Source organism: Stenotrophomonas sp. YJH_SMC_54 (assembly GCF_059368435.1).
In genome coordinates this window covers 42693-61818 of record NZ_JCAFRS010000006.1, presented here as the reverse complement: position 1 = coordinate 61818, position 19126 = coordinate 42693, and the positions used below count along the sequence as shown (strand labels likewise).

Here is a 19126-nt window from a genome sequence, read left to right as displayed (position 1 = left end):
CCCCTTGCCCCGTATACTTGTCTTTCCCGGGAACTGGCAACACCATGAGCGACCGTTTCGAACTCGTCTCGCCGTATTCGCCGGCGGGCGACCAGCCTGATGCCATCGCGAAGCTGACCAGCAACTTCGAGGCGGGCATCGCCAAGCAGACCCTGCTGGGCGTCACCGGCTCGGGCAAGACCTACACCATCGCCAACGTCATCCAGAACGTGCAGAAGCCGACGCTGATCATGGCGCCGAACAAGACGCTGGCGGCGCAGCTGTATGGTGAGTTCAAGGCGTTCTTCCCGCACAACGCGGTCGAGTATTTCGTCAGCTACTACGACTACTACCAGCCGGAGGCCTACGTGCCTTCGTCGGACACCTTCATCGAGAAGGACAGTTCGATCAACGAGCACATCGAGCAGATGCGGCTGGCCGCGACCAAGACCCTGCTGTCGCGCCCGGATGCGATCGTGGTGGCCACGGTGTCGGCGATCTATGGCCTGGGTGCGCCGGAGGACTACCTGTCGCTGCGCCTGATCCTGTCCAAGGGTGAGCGCATCGACCAGCGCGACCTGATCAATCACCTGACCCAGCTGCAGTACACGCGCAACGAGTACGAGCTGCAGCGCGGCACGTTCCGCGTGCGTGGCGAAGTGATCGACGTGTTCCCGGCCGAGTCGGACAGCGAAGCGCTGCGCATCGAGCTGTTCGACGGCGAGGTCGAGAAGATCACCCTGTTCGATCCGCTCACCGGTGAGACGATGCGCAACATGCAGCGTTTCACCGTCTACCCCAAGACCCACTACGCCACTACCCGCGAACGCGTGCTGGCCGCGGTGGAAACGATCAAGGTGGAGTTGAAGGAGCGGCTTGAGCAGCTGTACGCGGAAAACAAGCTGGTGGAGGCGCAGCGCCTGGCACAGCGCACCCAGTTCGACATCGAGATGATGGCCGAGGTCGGGTTCTGCAACGGTATCGAGAACTACTCGCGGCACCTGACCGGCAAGAACGCCGGCGAGCCGCCACCGACGCTGTTCGACTACCTGCCGCCGGACGCGCTGCTGGTCATCGACGAATCGCACGTGACCATTCCGCAGATCGGCGCCATGTTCAAGGGCGATCGCTCGCGCAAGGAGACCCTGGTCGAGTTCGGATTCCGCCTGCCGTCGGCACTGGACAACCGACCGCTGCGTTTCGAAGAATGGGAGGCGCGCTGCCCGCGCGCGATCTACGTGTCCGCCACGCCGGGCCCGTATGAGTACCGCGAGGCCGGCGACGAGATCACCGAGCTGGTGGTGCGCCCGACTGGCCTGATCGATCCGGTGGTGGAGATCCGCCCGGTGGGCACCCAGGTCGATGACCTGATGAGCGAGGCCAACGCGCGCATCAAGGCCGGTGACCGAGTGCTGGTCACCACGCTGACCAAGCGCATGGCCGAGAACCTCACCGAATACCTGACCGAACACGGTATCCGCGTGCGTTACCTGCACTCGGACGTGGATACGGTCGAGCGCGTGGAGATCATCCGCGACCTGCGCCTGGGCAAGTTCGATGTGCTGGTGGGCATCAACCTGCTGCGCGAAGGCCTGGACATGCCCGAGGTGTCGCTGGTGGCGATCCTCGACGCCGACAAGGAAGGCTTCCTGCGCTCCACCGGTTCGCTGATCCAGACCATCGGCCGCGCCGCCCGCAATGTGCGCGGCAAGGCGATCCTGTATGCGGACAAGGTGACCCGCTCGATGCAGGCAGCGATCGACGAGACCGACCGGCGCCGCGCCAAGCAGGTCGAGTACAACCAAGAACATGGCATCGTGCCGCGCTCGGTGGCGCGCCCGATCGTCGACGTCCTCGAAGGTGCGCGTTCGGATGCGGCGGAGAAGGAAGCCAAGAAGGGCAAGGGCAAGGGCAGGGCGGGTGTTGCCGAGGACGGAGCCGATTACCGTTCGCTCGGTCCGGCGCAGCTGGCGGCGCGTCTCAAGGCGCTGGAACAGCAGATGTACCAGCACGCCAAGGACCTGGAATTCGAGGATGCCGCACGGGTGCGTGACCAGATCCGGCAGCTGAAGGAAGCGAGTCTGGGCTGAACGCGGCGGTGCAGCATCTTCTTCACAAAAGTGTTGCGCTTCACGGCCGGCATCCGTAATATACGCGGCCTGCACCGACGCAATCGCGGACGTTCAGAAGCAAAAACGGGCGGTTAGCTCAGCGGTAGAGCACTACCTTGACATGGTAGGGGTCACAGGTTCGAACCCTGTACCGCCCACCACGAAGTCTCCGGAAGGAGGCTGTCGTGAACTGAAGAGCCCGGCCCTGGCGCCGGGTTTTTACGTAGCAAGGCCAGCTTTCGGGCGGCAGGAACAAGATGGGCGGTTAGCTCAGCGGTAGAGCACTACCTTGACATGGTAGGGGTCACAGGTTCGAACCCTGTACCGCCCACCACCTGGCTCCCGGCATTGCCGGTGCAGCGGTGGATCACGATGAAAGCCGGCCCTGGGCCGGCTTTTTCGTTTACGACGGTTGCCGGTGCGGAGCGTCAGCGCTGGGCAAGCCATTCGTCGATGCTGATCATGCGCTGCAGCCGCCAGTGCCCGTCCACGCGTTCCCAGACCTGCGCGAAACGTGCTGAACCGGCCTGATGCTGCTGGCCGCCTGCAGGCAGGCGCTGGTTGCCCACGCGCAGCACGCGGTCCTGGCGCAACCGGTACAACTGCAGGGCCGTCGGCTCCGGTGTCTGGTCATGTGCCGCGGGCACGCCCGCCTGCCCGGCGTCGGCCTGCAGGATCTGGCTGCGCAGGGAGGCATCCCCGGCGTCGGCATCGCGGCCGAACAGGCCAGCGCACAACAGCAGCAGGGCAAGCATCGGCATGGCACGGTGCTCCGGAGAAGGGAGTCCAGCGTGGCACTGCCCCCTGCGCTGTGAAACCGGTATGCGACGAAAGCCGGAAAAGCGCCCGCCAAGTCGCTGCGGGAAGGATGAATCCGGGCCAGGAAGTGCCGGGCCGCGCTTCAAGGCGGCCCGGCGTGGTGGGCCACTGCGGGGTGGCCCGGTCATGGCCGCGGCGCTGGCTCAGCTCCGCGGCGGGTGTGGCAGGTCAGCGATGCCGACCCCATGCACGGATCCGGTTACAACGGATCGCAGCACAGCAGCTGGCCGTGCTTGCCCGCGTTGCCGAACGGGCACTGCGGGTGTGGTTCGCAGCCCGGTGCATATCCGGTCTTGGGCGAGACGGCGAAGGCCTGGCTGGCGCCGAAGGCCATGGCCGCGACAACGACGATACCGGCGACGGACGAAAGCACTTTCTTTCCGATCATGTGTATCTCCTTGGTTGGCGTTGTGGAGTTGCAGTTGCCGAAGGCACGGGAGTGCCGGTTGTGGCGCGAATGCGGTAACAGGGGGCCGCGACGCGATGCGCGGCACGCGGGATCAGGGCAGCGCCGGCTTCGGTGCAAGCGACGCGACGGCAGCCTGCACGACCTGGGCGTCGAGCTGGCCGACATGCTTGTAGGCAACGCGGCCATCGGCAGCCAGCACCATCAGCATCGGCGTGACGGTGGCGCGATAGCGCGTGGACGCGGTGGCTTCGTTGTCGATGGCGATCGGGAAGCGCAGTGCATGTTTGCCGGCGTAGTCCGCCAGCTGGTCGTATGGCGGCATGCCGACACCGACCAGTTCGCTGTTGCCGCGGGCCGCGGCGATCTGTTGCAGCTGCGGTACCGAGGCCAGGCAGTAGCGGCATGCGGTGGAGAAGAAATAGAGGATCTGCGGAACCTCGCGGGCACCGCCGATATCGACGAAAGTCTGCTGCGTGGTGCGCAGCGCCAGCGCATCCGGGCGACTACCCAGTTCGAGGCCATGTGCTGCAAGACGCATGTCCTGCAGCTGCGTGGCCATCTGCTCATTGATCTGCCGCAGCTGGCGGTTCTGCCATCCGAGCGCGATGACCAGCACGGACAGCAGCAGGGCGACAACGGGGAACAGGACGCGCTTGAGCATCGATCATCCTTGAACACAGCGTTGGGTCGAACATACCCGAACTGGCGCGCAGGTTGTTAAGCGGATGTTCCCGGCACATCCTCCGACGGAGCGCATGTACTAGAGTTGTGCCCGCGCAGGCATGCGTGCATGCCCTCCACCCATCCCCAGGATCTTTCAACGATGAGCGATCATGTGCCGGTTTCCAGGCCCAATCCGTTCTTTGAACTGCTGTTCGGCGGCAACATGCTGGAAGGTACGTTCAAGGCAGTGATCTGGGTCGCCCTGTTGTCCGCTGTGCTGGCCTGGACCACGTTCCGCTGAGCGGGGGCGCGGCACTGCCGCCGCGTTGCGGCAGGCCGGTGCTCAGGCGCTGAAGGCCTGGCGCAGGCTGCGCAGGGTGGCCTGCCGGTGCTCTTTCGCGCTGGCCTCGCCCATTTCCAGTTCCTGCAGGCGCAGCCCGACCAGGGTCATCGAAAGCGCGTATCCCCGGGCCGCGTCGGCAACGCGCGACTGGCCGAGCGCGCGACGTGCAAGCGCGCTTACGTGCTCAAGGTCGGGCATCAGGCCAAGGTAGACGCGTTCGGCGCTGTCCAGATCGGGGGCTCGCAGGATCGCGTGTGCTTCGGAGGTGGGGGAGACGGAGGCCATGGGGAGTCCTTGTCCGTAGCGGGTGCTCGTTCAGAACGAGCGCATCAGGGAAATGAAGGCCGATGACTGAGTGCCGCGTCGTGCCATCGGGCTGTCCTTTACTGCATCGCCGAACCACTGGTTGGCGACCACGCCGGTCGCGCGCCACTTCGTGCCCAGGGGCGTGCTGACCGCGATCTGCAGGCTCGGTGATGTCGCGCTGCCCGGGTTGTAGGCGGCAAGTCCCGAGCGCAGCGCTTCCTCATCGCTGATGCCGTAGTAGTAATCCAGCAAGCGTGCGCTGGAGTGGACCACGCCGACCTTCGGGACCCAGGTGAAGCGACCCGCCTGGATCGGATAGCTGTAGTGCAGGCGCGACTCCATGCCACCTCCGTGCCCGGTGACCTCGCGCATCACGCTGGCCTCGACGATGCCCCAGTCGGCGCTGTATTCACCATTGATGCCGGCCATGGCGGACATCTGCCGGCTGTGCAGAAGACGCAGCTGAGGATCGTTCACGTCGTCGGTCTTGAAGCGCAGCGTGTAGGGCGTGACCGCCGCCGACAGGCGCAGGCCCTCGCGCTTGTACAGGTACATGCCCAGCGAGCCCGGGCTGGCGAAGAAGCGCTGGCCCTGCCAGGCGATGGAGGGGACCACCAGTGGCTTGACGTCGTAGTGCGCATACGCGCCCGAGGTCGCGCCAGCACTGATGCCGGCCTTTACGCCCGGGTTGCTGTCGGCGGCCTGCGCGAACACCGGCAGGCCAAAGGCAGCGGAGAACAGCAGCGGGCGCAGCAGGGTCGAGGGCAGTGGCGGCATCGGTCAACGACGTTGCGGAGGATGGCTGCGCATGATGGGCGAGCAACATTGTCAGAACATTGCGTCGGCGCATCCGCCAGGCCGAAGCGGAAAAAGTGGGCGCCAGGCACTATGATCGGCACCGTTTCCGGTAGCCGAGCCCCCGATGCGCATCCTCCTGGTCGAAGACGATCCTGACCTGTCCCGTGCCCTGCAATCGGGGCTGGAGCGGCAGGGCGTGGTCGCCGATGTGGTTGGTTGCCTGGCCGAAGCGGCCATCGCGCTGCGCGAACCGGTGCACCAGCTGATGCTGCTCGACCGCCAGTTGCCTGATGGCGATGGCGCTGGCTTCGTTGCCGTTGCGCGGGCCCTGCGTCCGAACCTGGCGGTGATCATGCTGACGGCCAAGGGCACGCTGTCGGACAAGGTCGAGGGCCTGGATGTCGGCGCCGATGACTATCTGGTCAAGCCGGTGGCGATCGAGGAACTGATGGCGCGCATCCGTGCGGTCTCGCGACGGCCCTCGGCAATGGTGACACCACGCTTGCGACTGGGCCGGCTGGAGTTCGATTTCGAATCGCTGCAGGCGCAGGTCGATGGCCAGCTGCTGGCGCTGCCCCGGCGCCAGGTGCTGGTGCTGCAGGCGCTGGCGATGCGGCAGGGGCGTACCGTCACCCGCAGTGCACTGGAGGCGGCGGTGTACGGCTTCGATGACGAGATCCAGTCCAATGCACTGGACGCGCATATCTCCAAGCTGCGCAAGGCGCTGCAACAGGCCGGGGCCGGCGTGGAGATCCATGTGATCCGCGGCGTCGGCTACCTGCTGGCGGAGGCCTGAGATGGCACGCCCGATCCGTTCCATCACCCTGGGCCTGGCCTGGCGCCTGTTCCTTGCGCAGGCGTTCACCGTGCTGTTCGCGGTGGTCGCGCTGATCCTGACCTGGGGTGACAAGGACTCCTGGGGCATGGACATGTTCACGGCCGAGGCGGTGGCCAAAGCCGTGCACAGCGAAGGCGGCCGGCTGGAACTGGACCAGGCGCGCTGGGACAAGCTCAATGCCGGGGCCGGCGGCAACCTCTGGTTCGCGGCGGTTGATGACAGGGGCACGTGGCTGGAGCGCGGCACGATTCCTGCGGTCCACGCGCCATTGCTGGCACGCTTGCCGACAGTGGGCGCCACCGAACTGGGTTCACTGGTGCCACCCTATCTGGACGTGGCGCGGGTGATGATCCGCAACGAGGATGGACGCCGCATCACGGTGATGGTCGGTGGTGCTCCAAAGGGCGGGTTGCTGGATGGCGCGCTGATGGTGCTGCGCCTGATCGGCCTGTGGTTCTTCCTGCCGTTGATCGTGGTCACGCTGCTGGTGATGCCGACGGTGATCCATCGCGCGATGCGCGGCGTGCGCCGCTCCGCGCAGCAGGCCAAGGAACTGGACATCGGCCAGCCGGGCGCGCGCCTGGATGCGCAGCTGGTGTCCACCGAGGTCGCACCACTGGTGGAAGCGTTCAACGATGCGATCGACAAGGTGCAGCAGGGCTATGCAGCGCGCGACAAGTTCCTCGCCGATGCCGCGCATGAGCTGCGCGTACCGATCGCGGTGGTGCAGGCGCGCCTGTCGCAGCTGCCGCAGGGTGAACTGAAATCGCAGTTGCTGACCGACGTCGCCCGCCTCGGCAACGTGGCTGAGCACCTGCTCGACCTGCAGCGTCTCGATCGCAATGTCGGCGCGCTGCAGCGGCTGGACCTGGCGTTGCTGGTGCGCGAGGCGGCCGCCGATCTGGCGCCGCTGGTGGTCGGCGCCGGTTATGGCTTCGAGGTGGATGCGCCGGAGTCGCCCGTGTGGATCCATGGCGACAGCCTGGCGCTGGGGCGGGTGATCGCCAACCTGGTGCACAACGCCATCGTCCATGGCGGCGGGCGCGGCACGATCTGCGTGCGCCTCGATGCACGCGGCCTGCTGGAGGTCAGCGACCAGGGCGCCGGCATTCCGGTCGGCGACCGCGAAGCGATCTTCGAGCCCTTCCACCGCCTGCGTGCAGCCGGCAGCGGCAGTGGCCTGGGCCTGCACCTGGTGAAGGAAATCGTGCAGCACCACGGTGGCTCGGTCAGCGTTGGCGAAGCGGCTGGCGGCGGCGCCAGCTTCAGAGTCAATTTCCACCGCGGTACCGTACGGCGCTGACAGGCGCACGGGGAAAGGCCCGATAGGCAGCCTGCGGCCTCCAGCGGCAGGCTGGGGAAATGGTTCCCGATCGATCCGCCCCGGCCCTGTTTGGCTTTGGCTGCGCTGCAGGCCTGGTGCTGGGGGCGCTGGCCTGCGTGCAGATGCCGATGTTGCTGCCGCTGTGGCTGAGTGTGCCGATGGCGATCGCCGGCGTCGGCGGCTGGCTGTTGCCCTGGCGCGGCCGTGCCTGGGCCGCGGCCCTGCTCGGCCTGGCCTGGGCAACGGTGCACGGGCACTGGGTCCTGCATGGCCAGCTGCCACCCGGCGCCCCACCGCAGGATGTGCAGGTGCGGGGCCGGGTTGCCGACCTTCCCCAGCAGGGGCCCGGCTACACGCGTTTCGTGCTGCATGTCGAAGATGCCGGCGCGCTGCCATCGCTGCGTGGCAAGCGCCTGCAGGTGACCTGGAACGATCCGCGGCGCGGATCGCCGGCGCACGAGGCGGAGGGCGGGCGCCATGCGGTTCGCGCAGGATCGCATTGGCAGTTGTCGTTGCGCGTGCGCGCGCCACGCTCGCGGATCAATCCCGGCGGCTTCGATGGCGAGCGCCACGCCGTGCTGCGGGGCATCTCCGGCAATGCCTCGGTGCGTGATCCGGCCCGTGCGCGGGAGTGGCTGCCGGCGCAGGGCCTGCAGGCCTGGCGGGAACGCAGCAGTGCGGCGATCGCCGTGCAGGTGGCACATCCTGCCGCGCGGTTCGTGCAGGCGCTGGCACTGGGCGATACCCGTGGCCTGTCCGATGCCGACTGGGAACACCTGCGCGCGCTGGGCCTGACCCATCTGGTCGCCATCTCCGGTTTCCACGTGGGCGTGGTGGCTGGCTTCGGTGTACTGCTGTGCCGCTTGTGGTGGTGGCTGTGCCCGCTGCTGGGACGGTACTGGCCACGGCCGCAGGCCGCCGCATGGGGAGCGGCGCTGGCCGCAGCCACCTATGCCATGGCGGCGGGTGGTGCGCTGCCGACGGTGCGCGCGGCGCTGATGATCGGGCTGGTTGCACTGGCCAGGGCCGGGCGTCGCCCGGTGGGCGCAGGGCAGGGGCTGGCGTTGGCCGCGATGGTGATGCTGTTGCCTGCGCCGCTGTCGGTGCTCTCGGCTGGATTCTGGCTGAGCTTCGGTGGCGTGCTGTGGCTGCTCTGGTGCCTGCCGAGGACGGGGCCGGAGGGAATCGGTGGCGGGCTGCGCGGGTTCCTTGCCGCGCAGGGTGTTGCCAGCCTTGGGCTGCTGCCGCTGTGCATCGCCTTGTTCGGCGGGACCGCGCGGCTGGGGCCGCTGGTCAACCTGCCGGTCATCCCGTGGTGGACAATGCTGGTTGTTCCGCTGTCGCTGCTCGGTACCGGCCTGCACGTGCTGCATGACGGCGCGGGGCGTTGGGCCTGGCGTGCCGCGGCCTGGCTGTTCGAGCTCAGCTGGGGGGCCCTGCAGCCGTTGGCGCTGCATCCGCAGGCGATGTGGTGGCTGGCCGAGGCGGCGCGCTGGGCGCTACCCGTGGCCTTGCTGGGCGTGTTCTGGTGGCTGCTGCCGCGCGGCGCCGGCGGTGGCCTGGCGGGCCTGCTGCTGTGCCTGCCGCTGCTGTGGCCGGCCCGGCATGCACCGGCTGCGGGGGAACTGGAGCTGCTGGTGCACGATGTCGGCCAGGGCACGGCGGTGCTGGTGCGCACGGCGCGGCACGCGCTCTGGTACGACGTGGGGCCGCCGACTGGCGGCGAGGGCAACGAACGCATCCTGGTCCCGGCCCTGCGCGCGCTCGGCCAGGGGCCGCCCCGGCAGGTGATGCTCAGCCATGACCACCTGGATCACACCGGCAGCCTGCCCAGCCTGCGACGGCAGTTGCCCGGGCTGCAGCTGCTGGCGCCACCGGGCAGCACCATCGGCGGCGCCACGCCCTGCCAGCAGGGGATGCGCTGGGAGTGGGACGGGGTTGATTTCCAGGTCCTGCACCCGGCGCCGGGCAGCCGGCAAGCCGAAAACGAGGACAGCTGCGTGCTGCGCATCGCCAGCCGTCACGGCGTGGTCCTGCTGCCGGGTGACATCGGTCGACCGGCCGAGGGGGCGCTGCTGCAGGCGTACCCGCACGCGCTGAGGGCGGACGTGGTACTGGTGCCGCACCATGGCAGCGGCGGCAGCTCCAGTGCGCCGTGGGTTGCGGCGGTGGCGCCGCGGCTGGCGGTGGTCTCGGCCGGGCACCGGAACCGCTTCGGCCACCCGCGCCAAGAGGTGGTCCAGCGCTGGCAGGCGCAAGGCGCGGAGGTGCTGGCCACGGCCGACTCCGGGGCGATCCGCGTATGGCTTGGCGCACAAGGCCTGCAGCTGCGTGAACAGCGCATCCATGCATCCCGGTGGTGGGATGCCGCTGGGCGGGCGCGGTCGGCTGCTATCCTATCGCCGATCGAACAAGCGGCCGTTGGGCCGGAGGGTTGAAACGTGTGGGAACTGGTCAAGGCCGGTGGCTGGCCGATGGTGCCGCTGCTGCTGTTGGGCGTACTGGCTTTGGCGATCATCCTGGAGCGTTTCTGGTCCCTTCGGCGGACTGAAGTGCTGCCGCCCGGCCTCGGCCAGGAAGTGCGCAACTGGGCCGCTCGCGGCAAGCTCGACCCGGCCCACCTGCAGACTCTGCGGGCGAACTCGCCGCTGGGCGCGCTGCTGGCTGCCGCACTGGAAGCCCGCAACCGCCCGCGCGACCAGATCCGCGAGCGCATCGAAGACACCGGCCGCCACCTGGTGCACCGCATGGAGCGATTCCTGAACGCACTGGGCACCATTGCCTCGGCCGGCCCGCTGCTGGGCCTGCTCGGCACGGTGATCGGCATGATCCAGATGTTCCTGGGCATCCTCGACCACGGCGTGGGCGACGTGAACCAGCTGGCCGGCGGCATCGGCAAGGCGCTGGTGTGCACCGCCACCGGCATGATCGTGGCGATTCCGGCGCTGATGTTCCATCGCTACTTCAAGGGCCGCATCCACGGCTACGTGGTGGAGATGGAGCAGGAAGCCAGCGCCCTGCTGGATACGCTCGACGGCCGCCCCGGGGTGATGAACCCGGCCCCGGCCGCGCGCCAGTCCGGCGCCGCCACGGCGAAGGCCTGATCGATGCGTATCGGCAACGACCGATCCCAGGATGAGCCGCATATCGACCTGGTGCCGCTGATCGACGTCATCCTGGTGCTGATCATCTTCTTCGTGGTCACCACCACCTTCGACGCGCGTTCGACGCTGCAGGTGCAGTTGCCGACCGCCAGCCAGCAGCAGACCAACGAGCCGCCGCGCTCGCTCAGCGTGCTGATCAACGCCGAAGGCCGTTACTTCATCAACGACCAGGAAGTGCTGCGCAGCGACGTAGAGTCGGTCAAGCAGACCATCGCCGCCGTGGCCGGCAGCGATCGCGAGCAGACCGTGCTGCTGCGTGCCGACGCACGCACTCCCTACCAGGCCGTGGTGACCGCGCAGGACGCGCTGGGTCAGCTCGGCTTCCGCCGTATTGCCATTGCAACAGCACCCGAGGTGCGTCCATGAGTTCCAATCACGCGCCGGTGTGGCCGATCTACAAACGTCTACTGGGGTACACCCGCGCCTATTGGGTGTTCATGGTGGCCGCGGTCATCGCCATGGTGGTCGAAGCCCTGGCGGGCTACCACTTCACCAAGTTGATGGAGCCGCTGGTCAACCGCGGTTTCGTCAACCCGGAACCGCGCATGGCGGTGATCCTGCCGCTGACCATCCTGGGCCTGTTCCTGATGCGCAGCGTCGCCACCTGGGTGAGCGACTACGCGCTGGCCAAGACTGGTCGCAGCGTGGTGCGCGACCTGCGCGAACAGGTGCTGGCCAAGTACCTGCACCTGCCGTCCTCGCATTTTGATACCGAAGCGACGCCGGTGATGGTCAGCCGCCTGAACTTCGATACCGAACAGGTCACCCAGGCCAGTGCCGACGCACTCAAGACCGTGGTGGCCGACACCCTGACCATCATCGCCATGCTGGCGGTAATGCTGCAGATGAGCGTGAAGGTCACCGTGGCGATGCTGGTGGTGGTACCGCTGATCGGCGTGATCGTGTCCTACGTGGGCAAGCGCTACCGCCGCATCAGCCGTGGCATCCAGGATGGCATGGGTTCGATGGCGCAGACCGCCGAACAGTCGCTGGCGGCGCAGCAGGAAGTGAAGGTGCACGGCACCCAGCAGCATGAGATCTCGCGCTACTCGCGCCTGGCCAACCGCATGCTGTCGCTGAACATGAAGGTGGAAGTCACCCGTGCTGCCGCCTCCAGCGTGGTGCAGTTCCTGGCCGCGCTGGCGCTGGCGGTGATTGTCTGGGTGTCGACGCGTGAAGCGCTGGCCGGTCGCCTCAACGCCGGCCAGTTCATGGGCCTGATGACCTCGATGATGGCCATCATTCCTTCGCTGCGCCGCCTGACCAGCGTGCAGACCTCGATCTCGCGCGGCGTGGCCGCCGCAGAGCGCCTGTTCGGCATCCTCGACATGCAGGTCGAGCGTGACGAGGGCCGCAACAGCGTGCAGCGCGTACGCGGCGAGCTGGCCTTCGACCACGTCATGCTGCGCTACCGCGAGGACAGCGGCATTGCCCTGGACGACATCAGTTTCGTGGCGAAGCCGGGCACGGTCACCGCCATCGTGGGTCGTTCCGGCAGTGGCAAGACCAGCCTGATCCGGCTGGTGCCGCGCTTCTACGAGCCCAGCGGTGGTGTCATCACCCTCGATGGCGTCGCGCTGGATGACTATCCGTTGGCCGACCTGCGTCGGCAGGTGGCGATGGTCGGGCAGAAGGTCATGCTGTTCGATGACACCATCGCGGCCAACATCGCCTATGGCATGGAAGCGAGCGAGGGACAGATCCGTGCGGCGGCCGAAGCGGCCAATGCGTGGGAGTTCATCGCGCGCATGCCGCAGCAGCTGCAGACCCCGGTCGGCGAGAACGGCGCGCTGCTGTCCGGCGGCCAGCGCCAGCGCCTGGCGATCGCCCGCGCGATCCTGCGTGACGCGCCGATCCTGATCCTCGACGAAGCCACTGCCGCGCTGGACAACGAGTCCGAGCGACTGGTGCAGGATGCGCTGCAGCGCCTGATGCCCGAACGCACCACGCTGGTCATCGCGCATCGTCTGTCGACCATCGAGCATGCCGATCAGGTGCTGGTGATGGACCACGGCCGCATCGTTGAACGGGGTACCCACAAGGAGCTGCTTGCCATGGGTGGCCTGTACCAGCATCTGCACAGCATGCAGTTCCGCGAAAGGCAGGACTGATGGCTGGCAAGGGTACCCAGACCCCGCCGTACTGGTACGACGGCAGCCCGGTTCCATGGGCGATGCGCCTGCTGGCGCCGCTGTATGCCGGCGTCACCGCGCTGCGCCGCCGTGCCTACCGGCGCGGATGGCGCAAGCGCTACGCGCTGCCGGTGCCGGTCATCGTGGTTGGCAACATCACCGCCGGCGGCACCGGCAAGACGCCGCTGACCATCGCCCTGGTCGAGCGCCTGCGTGCGGCCGGCTGGAAGCCGGGTGTCGCCAGCCGTGGCTATGGCCGTGAAGACGCTGACAAGCCGCTGTGGGTGCAGGCCGACACGCCGACCGCCAAGGGCGGTGACGAGCCAGTGCTGATCGCCTGGAAGACCGGCGTGCCGGTGCGCGTGGACGCCGACCGCGTGGCCGCAGGCAGGGCACTGATCCAGGCCGGCTGCGATGTGATCGTCTGCGATGACGGCCTGCAGCACTACCGGCTGGCGCGCGACATCGAGATCGAAGTAGTCGATGCCCAGCGGCGCTACGGCAACGGCCGGATGATTCCCGCCGGACCGCTGCGCGAGCCGGTCAGCCGTGCCGGCGAATGCGATTTCCGCGTGGTCAACCTGGGCCAGGCCGATGAGGAAAGCGCGGCACAGGCCTGCGGTTTCGGCCAGTGGCCGATGGCCCTGCACATCGACAGTGCGCAGCCGCTGGCCGGTGGCCGCGCGCGCCCGTTGTCGTACTTCAAGGGCCAGCGTGTTCATGCGGTGGCCGGCATCGCCCATCCGCAGCGCTTCTTCGACATGCTGCGCGCGCGTGGCATCGGCGTGGTGCCGCACGCCTTTGCCGACCACCAGGCCTACCAGCCGCAGGACCTGTCCTTCGGCAGCCAGCTGCCGGTGCTGATGACCGAGAAGGATGCGGTGAAATGCCGCGCGTTCGGCAACGATTGGCATTACGCGGTGCCGTTGCGTGCCGAGCTGCCTGCCGCGTTCTGGGTGGCGCTGACCGACCGCCTGGACAAGCTGCGACCGAACTGAGCGGCGCGGCGGCGCTTGCATTCATGCGCCGCCGGCCGCATCCCCGTTGTAACGAGCCTGCCGAGTATTGCCCCATGACCGAATTCGTCGTCGCCATTCCGGCCCGCTATGCCGCCTCGCGGCTGCCGGGCAAGCCGCTGCGCCTGCTGGGTGGTGAGCCGCTGGTGCTGCACGTGGCGCGCCGCGCGCTGCAGGCCGGCGCTGGCGAGGTCTGGGTCGCTACCGACGATGAACGCATCGCCGACGCGCTGTCCGGGCTGGCCGAGGTGAAGGTGGCCATGACCGCCACCTCGCATGCCTCCGGTACCGACCGCCTGGCCGAGTGCGCGCGCATCGCCGGCTGGGCCGACGACACCGTAGTGGTCAACCTGCAGGGTGATGAACCGTTCGCGCCGGCTGCGGGAATCCGTGCGGTGGCCCAGGCGCTGGTTGAAGGCAATGCGCCGATGTCGACCCTGGCGACCGCCGTGGAGGATGCAGAAACCCTGTTCGATCCGAACGTGGTCAAGCTGGTGCGCAACGTGCGCAACGAGGCGATGTACTTCAGCCGCGCGCCGATTGCCTGGCACCGCGATGGCTTCGCGCGCAGCCGCGAGGTGCTGCCGGAAGGGCATGCCTGGCTGCGCCACATCGGCATCTACGGCTACCGCGCCGGTTTCCTACAGCAGTTCGCGGCGATGCCCCCGGGCCGGCTGGAGCAGGTCGAATCGCTGGAGCAGCTGCGCGTGCTCGAGTCCGGCTACCCGATCAGCGTGGCGATCTCGCCTGAACCATTCCCGGCGGGCATCGACACGCCCGAGGACCTGGAGCGCGCCGAAGCACTGCTGCAGACGTTGGCCGCGCGATGAAGCTGCTGGTCGTCTGCCTCGGCAACATCTGCCGTTCGCCGATGGCCGAAGGCGCGCTCCGCGCCCGCCTGGACGCTTCGCCACTGGCGGGGCGCGTGCAGGTGGATTCGGCCGGCACCGGTGACTGGCATGTGGGCGAGCCGCCGGACCGGCGTGCGATCGCCTGCGCGGCCGGGCACGGCGTGGACATCGGCGGCCTGCGTGCGCGCCAGCTGCACGCCGCTGATTTCGACCGCTTCGACTGGATCCTGTGCGCCGACGAGGCGAACCTGCGGGACGCGGGACGCTTGGTGGCACCCGCCCAGCGTGAGCGGCTGGCGCTGTACCTGCCCTGGTCGGGCGGGGAGGGGCAGGCGGCCATCCCGGATCCCTACACCGGCGGCAGTGATCACTTCGAACAGGTCTGGACGCTGGTCGACAATGCTGCAAAACGTGCAGTGGCACGACTGTTGCATGACGCCGACTCCGGCATAATCGGGCCATGAACGTCCAGCCCGTCCCGGACCTGCCCGAGTTCGCCACCTGGCTCAATGCCGCCCCCTGTACCCTGACCGAACTGCGCGGTCGGCCGGTGGCCCTGTTGTTCGTCAACGCCGCTTCTGCCTGGAGCGCGCAGCGCCTGGCCGAATTCAGTCAATGGCTGTCGCGTCACCCTGGCATGCTGCAGCCGCTGGTCCTGCAGGTACCCCGCTTCGATTTCGAGCGTGACGCCGGCGCCGCACTCAAACTGCTGCGCCGCCAGGGGCTGTCAATGCCGGTCCTGCTCGATGCCGACTGGGATGGCTGGCGTCGCTTCGGCATCACATCGTGGCCGACCGTGGTACTGCTGGACGCGCAGGGTCGCGAGCAGCAACGGCTGGTCGGGCTGGGGGCTCCGGGAGAGCTTGAGCGTGCGTTGAATGCGCTGTGCCACGGTGCGCCGTCGGCACCGCCGCGCGGCGGTACCGAGCTGCATCCGGAGCCGCGGCAGGCCCTGCGTTTTCCACTGGGCCTGGCGGTCAGCACCGAACGCCTGTACATCGCCGACAGTGGCCATCACCGCATCCTCGAATGCAGCCACGGCGGCCGCATCCTGCGCCAGTTCGGGCTGGGGACGGCCGATTTCATGGACGGCAACCTCGCCGAAGCGGCGTTCCATCGCCCGCAGGCGCTGGTGCTGGAGCGCGACGCGCTGTACGTGGCCGACACCGGCAACCATGCCGTGCGCCGCATCAACCTGCTGACCGGCATCGTCGACACGCTGTGCGGCAATGGCCGCCCCGGTGCGCCGGTGGAGGGCCCGGTAGCACAGGCGCGGCAGGTCTCGCTGGACCACCCGGTCGGCCTCGCCATCGCCGATAACCAGCTGCACATCGCCATGGCCGGCGACAACCGCATCTGGAGTTACCACCTGGGTCAGCGCAGCCTGCAGTGGCGCGCCGGCAGCGGTGCCATCGACGAGCGTGACGGCAGCGGCCACCTGGCTGCCTTTGCCCAACCGACTGCGCTGGCCGTGGTGCAGCAGGTGCTGTACGTGGCCGATGCGCTGGGCTCCTCGATCCGTGCACTGCAGCTGCGCGGGGATCTGGTGCAGACGCTGGTCGGGCAGGGCCCCTGGCGTTTCGGTGACGAAGATGGCCCGCGCGCGCAGGCCAGCCTGCAGTTCCCACAGGCGATCGCGCTGAGTCCGGATGCGCCGCTGCTGTGGATTGCCGATACCGGCAATGGTCGCCTGCGCACGCTGCGGCTGGGCGGTGGCGAACTGACCACCCAGCCGCTGCCGCGCCGCCTGCACGGCCCGGCCGGGTTGGCCGTGGGTGCCGGTGCGGTGTGGATCGCCGAGACCGATGCCCACGCCGTGCTGCGATTCGACCCCGAAAGCGGCGTGCTCAGCGAAGTGCCGATCAGCGAATGACCGACGTTCCCGCCCCGGCCTTCGACGGCAAGGCCTTCGCGGCCCAGCTCAGTACCGCCCCCGGTGTGTACCGCATGTACGCGGCCGACGACACCCTGCTGTATGTCGGTAAGGCGCGTGCGCTGCGTAACCGCGTCGGCAGCTATTTCAACGGCAGCCCGAAGAATGCGCGGATCATGTCGATGATCTCGCAGATCGTGCGCATGGACGTGACGGTGACGCGCTCGGAAGCCGAGGCGCTGCTGCTGGAAAACCAGCTGATCAAGTCGCTGTCGCCGCGTTACAACGTCTCGCTGCGCGACGACAAGACCTATCCGCATGTGCTGCTGACCCGCGAGGACTGGCCGCGCATCGCGCTGCATCGCGGCCCGCGCGCCATTCCCGGCCGCTATTTCGGGCCGTATCCCGGCGTCACTGCGGTGCGCGAAACGCTGAACCTGATGCACAAGCTGTTCAAGCTGCGCAGCTGCGAGGACAGCGTGTTCCGCAACCGCTCGCGGCCGTGCCTGCAATACCAGATCGGGCGTTGCAGCGCGCCCTGCGTGGAGCTGGTGGCGCCTGCCGAGTACGCCGAAGCGGTGCGTCGCGCTGCATTGTTCCTGGAAGGCAAGAGCGACGAACTGACCCGCGAGCTGGGCGAGCAGATGCAGGCCGCCAGCGAGGCACTGGAATTCGAGCAGGCCGCGCGCCTGCGTGACCTGATTTCCTCGCTGCGCAGCATGCAGACCCGCCAGTACGTGGATGGCCGTGCTGCCGACCTGGACGTGCTGGCGGTGGCCATGCAGGGCTCGCAGGCCTGCGTGCTGCTGCTGGCGTTCCGCGATGGCCGCAACCTCGGCACCCGCCCGTTCTTCCCGCGCACCAATGGTGAAGAAAGCCCGGAGGAAGTGCTGGCCGCGTTCGTCTCGCAGTACTACATCGAATTCGAGCCGCCGCGCGAGATCCTGCTGGACCGCGAGATCCCCGATGCCGACCTGCTGGTCGCCGCGCTGTCGGCCTCGGCCGAGCGCAAGGTGCAGCTGAAGTGGAACGTGCGCGGCGAGCGCGCCGGCTACGTGGAACTGGCCAGCCGCAACGCGCAGCTGACCCTGGCCACCGAACTCAACAGCCGCAACGCGCAGCATGCGCGCAGCGACGCACTGCGCGAGATGCTGGGCCTGGCCGAGCCGGTCAAGCGGGTCGAGTGTTTCGATATCAGCCACACCCTGGGCGAGGCTACCGTGGCCTCGTGCGTGGTGTTCGACGCTGCCGGTCCGGTGCGCGCGCAGTATCGCCGCTTCAACATCAGCGGCATCGAGCCGGGCGATGACTACGCCGCCATGCGCCAGGCCATCGACCGCCGCTTCCGCCGTGCGGTGGAAGAGCAGGGCGTGCTGCCGGACGTGCTGCTGATCGACGGCGGCGCCGGGCAGCTGGCGCAGGCCCAGGCCGCACTGGCCGACCTGGGCGTGGAAGGCGTGCTGCTGGTGGGTGTGGCCAAGGGCGTGGAGCGCCGCGCCGGCCATGAAGCGCTGGTGATGCCCGACGGCCGCGAGCTGCGCCCCGGCGCGGCCAACCCGGCGCTGCAGTTCATCCAGCAGGTGCGCGACGAGGCGCACCGCTTCGCCATCACCGGCCACCGCGGCCGCCGGCAGAAGGCGCGGATGACCAGCAAGCTGGAGGACATTCCCGGTATCGGGCCGCGCCGCCGCGCCAGCCTGCTCAAGCATTTCGGCGGCCTGGTGGGCCTGAAAGCCGCTGGCGAAGCGGAAATCGCCAAGGTGGAAGGCATCAATGACGCCCTCGCGGCACGTATCTACGCTAACCTGCACGGGTTGGCCACGCCTGATGCGGCCGAGTAGAGAGAGAAGCACGCAAGCATGAAGTTGACCCTGCCCACCTGGCTGACGTTGTTGCGGATCGTGATGATCCCGGTGCTGGTGCTGGTGTTCTACCTGCCCTACACCTGGACCAACTTCGCTTCGGCGGCGATCTTCGGCCTGGCCGCGATCACCGACTGGCTCGATGGCTGGATCGCACGCCGTTACCAGCTGGAGTCGGCCTTCGGCGCCTTCCTCGACCCGGTCGCGGACAAGCTGATGGTGGCAGTGGCACTGTTCCTGATCGTGCAGGGCCATCCGACGCCGTGGATGGCGTTCTGGGCGGCGGTGATCGTCGGCCGCGAGATCGCGGTGTCGGCGCTGCGCGAATGGATGGCCGAGCTGGGCCAGCGTGCGAAGGTGCGCGTGGCGATGATCGGCAAGGTCAAGACCACCGCGCAGATGGTCGCGCTGCTGTGCCTGCTGTATTCGGTGGCCCCGAACGTGCCGGTGGAAGACATCTGGATGGGCTGGCCGGTGTTCCACATCGGTGACTGGACCCTGGCGATTGCCGCGGTGCTGACCCTGTGGTCGGGACTGCAGTACCTGCACGCCGCCTGGCCGAGCCTGCGCGATGACGAGCGCGCTGCGCGCGAGCGTGCGCGGCAGAAGAAGCTGGGCAACTGAGCCCGGGGTCGGAT

General features: G+C 68.1%; 19 protein-coding genes and 2 tRNA genes. 16 read left to right on the top strand and 5 right to left on the bottom strand.

Annotation, left to right across the window (positions count from 1 at the left end; genetic code table 11):
- The first annotated feature begins 44 nt into the window (after nt 1-44).
- From uvrB to AC5P5S_RS08900, 3 genes are all read left to right on the top strand, one after another.
- Nucleotides 45-2069: an excinuclease ABC subunit UvrB gene (gene uvrB / locus AC5P5S_RS08910; protein ID WP_062607569.1), complete on the top strand. Its 2025-nt coding sequence runs from the start codon at nt 45-47 to the stop codon at nt 2067-2069.
- A 107-nt stretch (nt 2070-2176) separates the two neighbouring features.
- Nucleotides 2177-2251, top strand: a tRNA-Val gene (locus tag AC5P5S_RS08905).
- Between the two features lie 98 nt (nt 2252-2349).
- Nucleotides 2350-2424: transfer RNA gene (locus AC5P5S_RS08900), tRNA-Val, on the top strand.
- Nucleotides 2425-2518: 94 nt separating this feature from the next.
- Here AC5P5S_RS08900 and AC5P5S_RS08895 read toward each other — a convergent pair.
- The 3 genes from AC5P5S_RS08895 to AC5P5S_RS08885 all read right to left on the bottom strand — a co-directional run bounded on the left by AC5P5S_RS08895 (nt 2519) and on the right by AC5P5S_RS08885 (nt 3979).
- Nucleotides 2519-2851 (bottom strand): hypothetical protein, encoded by a 333-nt coding sequence (locus AC5P5S_RS08895; protein WP_062607572.1) that lies wholly within the window; start codon nt 2849-2851, stop codon nt 2519-2521.
- 257 nt (nt 2852-3108) lie between these two features.
- A complete protein-coding gene (locus AC5P5S_RS08890; protein WP_005408865.1) occupies nt 3109-3297 on the bottom strand; it encodes a hypothetical protein in 189 nt (62 codons plus the stop codon).
- Between the two features lie 112 nt (nt 3298-3409).
- Nucleotides 3410-3979 (bottom strand): TlpA family protein disulfide reductase, encoded by a 570-nt coding sequence (locus AC5P5S_RS08885; protein WP_062607574.1) that lies wholly within the window; start codon nt 3977-3979, stop codon nt 3410-3412.
- A 162-nt stretch (nt 3980-4141) separates the two neighbouring features.
- On the opposite strand from AC5P5S_RS08885, the gene AC5P5S_RS08880 reads away from it, so the two are divergent.
- The gene (locus AC5P5S_RS08880) at nt 4142-4282 is read left to right on the top strand and encodes a hypothetical protein (RefSeq protein WP_005408867.1); all 141 of its coding nucleotides are present in this window, start codon (nt 4142-4144) and stop codon (nt 4280-4282) included.
- A gap of 42 nt (nt 4283-4324) precedes the next feature.
- On the opposite strand, the gene AC5P5S_RS08875 is transcribed toward AC5P5S_RS08880, so the two are convergent.
- Together AC5P5S_RS08875 and AC5P5S_RS08870 are read right to left on the bottom strand one after the other, a co-directional pair.
- Complete coding sequence (locus tag AC5P5S_RS08875; RefSeq protein WP_005408868.1) at nt 4325-4609, bottom strand: hypothetical protein; 285 nt, start codon at nt 4607-4609, stop codon at nt 4325-4327.
- Nucleotides 4610-4639: 30 nt separating this feature from the next.
- Nucleotides 4640-5407, bottom strand: coding sequence for a MipA/OmpV family protein (locus AC5P5S_RS08870; protein ID WP_062607576.1), 768 nt, complete (start codon nt 5405-5407; stop codon nt 4640-4642).
- Between the two features lie 145 nt (nt 5408-5552).
- On the opposite strand from AC5P5S_RS08870, the gene AC5P5S_RS08865 reads away from it, so the two are divergent.
- The 12 genes from AC5P5S_RS08865 to pgsA all read left to right on the top strand — a co-directional run bounded on the left by AC5P5S_RS08865 (nt 5553) and on the right by pgsA (nt 19112).
- On the top strand, nt 5553-6224 hold the full coding sequence (locus AC5P5S_RS08865) for a response regulator transcription factor (RefSeq protein WP_005408870.1): 672 nt from the start codon (nt 5553-5555) through the stop codon (nt 6222-6224).
- 1 nt (nt 6225) lies between these two features.
- On the top strand, nt 6226-7569 hold the full coding sequence (locus AC5P5S_RS08860; protein ID WP_005408871.1) for a sensor histidine kinase: 1344 nt from the start codon (nt 6226-6228) through the stop codon (nt 7567-7569).
- Nucleotides 7570-7628: 59 nt separating this feature from the next.
- Nucleotides 7629-10028, top strand: coding sequence for a DNA internalization-related competence protein ComEC/Rec2 (locus AC5P5S_RS08855; RefSeq protein ID WP_062607578.1), 2400 nt, complete (start codon nt 7629-7631; stop codon nt 10026-10028).
- A 3-nt stretch (nt 10029-10031) separates the two neighbouring features.
- Complete coding sequence (locus AC5P5S_RS08850) at nt 10032-10694, top strand: MotA/TolQ/ExbB proton channel family protein (protein ID WP_005412819.1); 663 nt, start codon at nt 10032-10034, stop codon at nt 10692-10694.
- 3 nt (nt 10695-10697) lie between these two features.
- Entirely contained in the window at nt 10698-11120 is a 423-nt protein-coding gene (locus tag AC5P5S_RS08845) for an ExbD/TolR family protein (RefSeq protein WP_004152323.1), read from the top strand.
- On the top strand, nt 11117-12865 hold the full coding sequence (gene msbA / locus AC5P5S_RS08840) for a lipid A export permease/ATP-binding protein MsbA (RefSeq protein ID WP_005408874.1): 1749 nt from the start codon (nt 11117-11119) through the stop codon (nt 12863-12865). The genes AC5P5S_RS08845 and msbA overlap by 4 nt, the downstream gene beginning before the upstream one ends.
- Nucleotides 12865-13884, top strand: a complete 1020-nt coding sequence (gene lpxK / locus AC5P5S_RS08835) for a tetraacyldisaccharide 4'-kinase (RefSeq protein WP_005408875.1) — start codon at nt 12865-12867, stop codon at nt 13882-13884. Before msbA ends, lpxK begins: the two co-directional genes overlap by 1 nt.
- A gap of 74 nt (nt 13885-13958) precedes the next feature.
- Nucleotides 13959-14732: a 3-deoxy-manno-octulosonate cytidylyltransferase gene (gene kdsB / locus AC5P5S_RS08830; RefSeq protein ID WP_062607579.1), complete on the top strand. Its 774-nt coding sequence runs from the start codon at nt 13959-13961 to the stop codon at nt 14730-14732.
- The gene (locus AC5P5S_RS08825; RefSeq protein WP_005408877.1) at nt 14729-15217 is read left to right on the top strand and encodes a low molecular weight protein-tyrosine-phosphatase; all 489 of its coding nucleotides are present in this window, start codon (nt 14729-14731) and stop codon (nt 15215-15217) included. Before kdsB ends, AC5P5S_RS08825 begins: the two co-directional genes overlap by 4 nt.
- A complete protein-coding gene (locus AC5P5S_RS08820) occupies nt 15214-16626 on the top strand; it encodes a hypothetical protein (protein WP_005412824.1) in 1413 nt (470 codons plus the stop codon). Before AC5P5S_RS08825 ends, AC5P5S_RS08820 begins: the two co-directional genes overlap by 4 nt.
- Nucleotides 16623-18467, top strand: a complete 1845-nt coding sequence (gene uvrC / locus AC5P5S_RS08815; protein ID WP_495276309.1) for an excinuclease ABC subunit UvrC — start codon at nt 16623-16625, stop codon at nt 18465-18467. The genes AC5P5S_RS08820 and uvrC overlap by 4 nt, the downstream gene beginning before the upstream one ends.
- Nucleotides 18468-18485: 18 nt before the next feature.
- Nucleotides 18486-19112: a CDP-diacylglycerol--glycerol-3-phosphate 3-phosphatidyltransferase gene (pgsA, locus tag AC5P5S_RS08810; RefSeq protein WP_012510614.1), complete on the top strand. Its 627-nt coding sequence runs from the start codon at nt 18486-18488 to the stop codon at nt 19110-19112.
- Nucleotides 19113-19126: the final 14 nt, after the last annotated feature.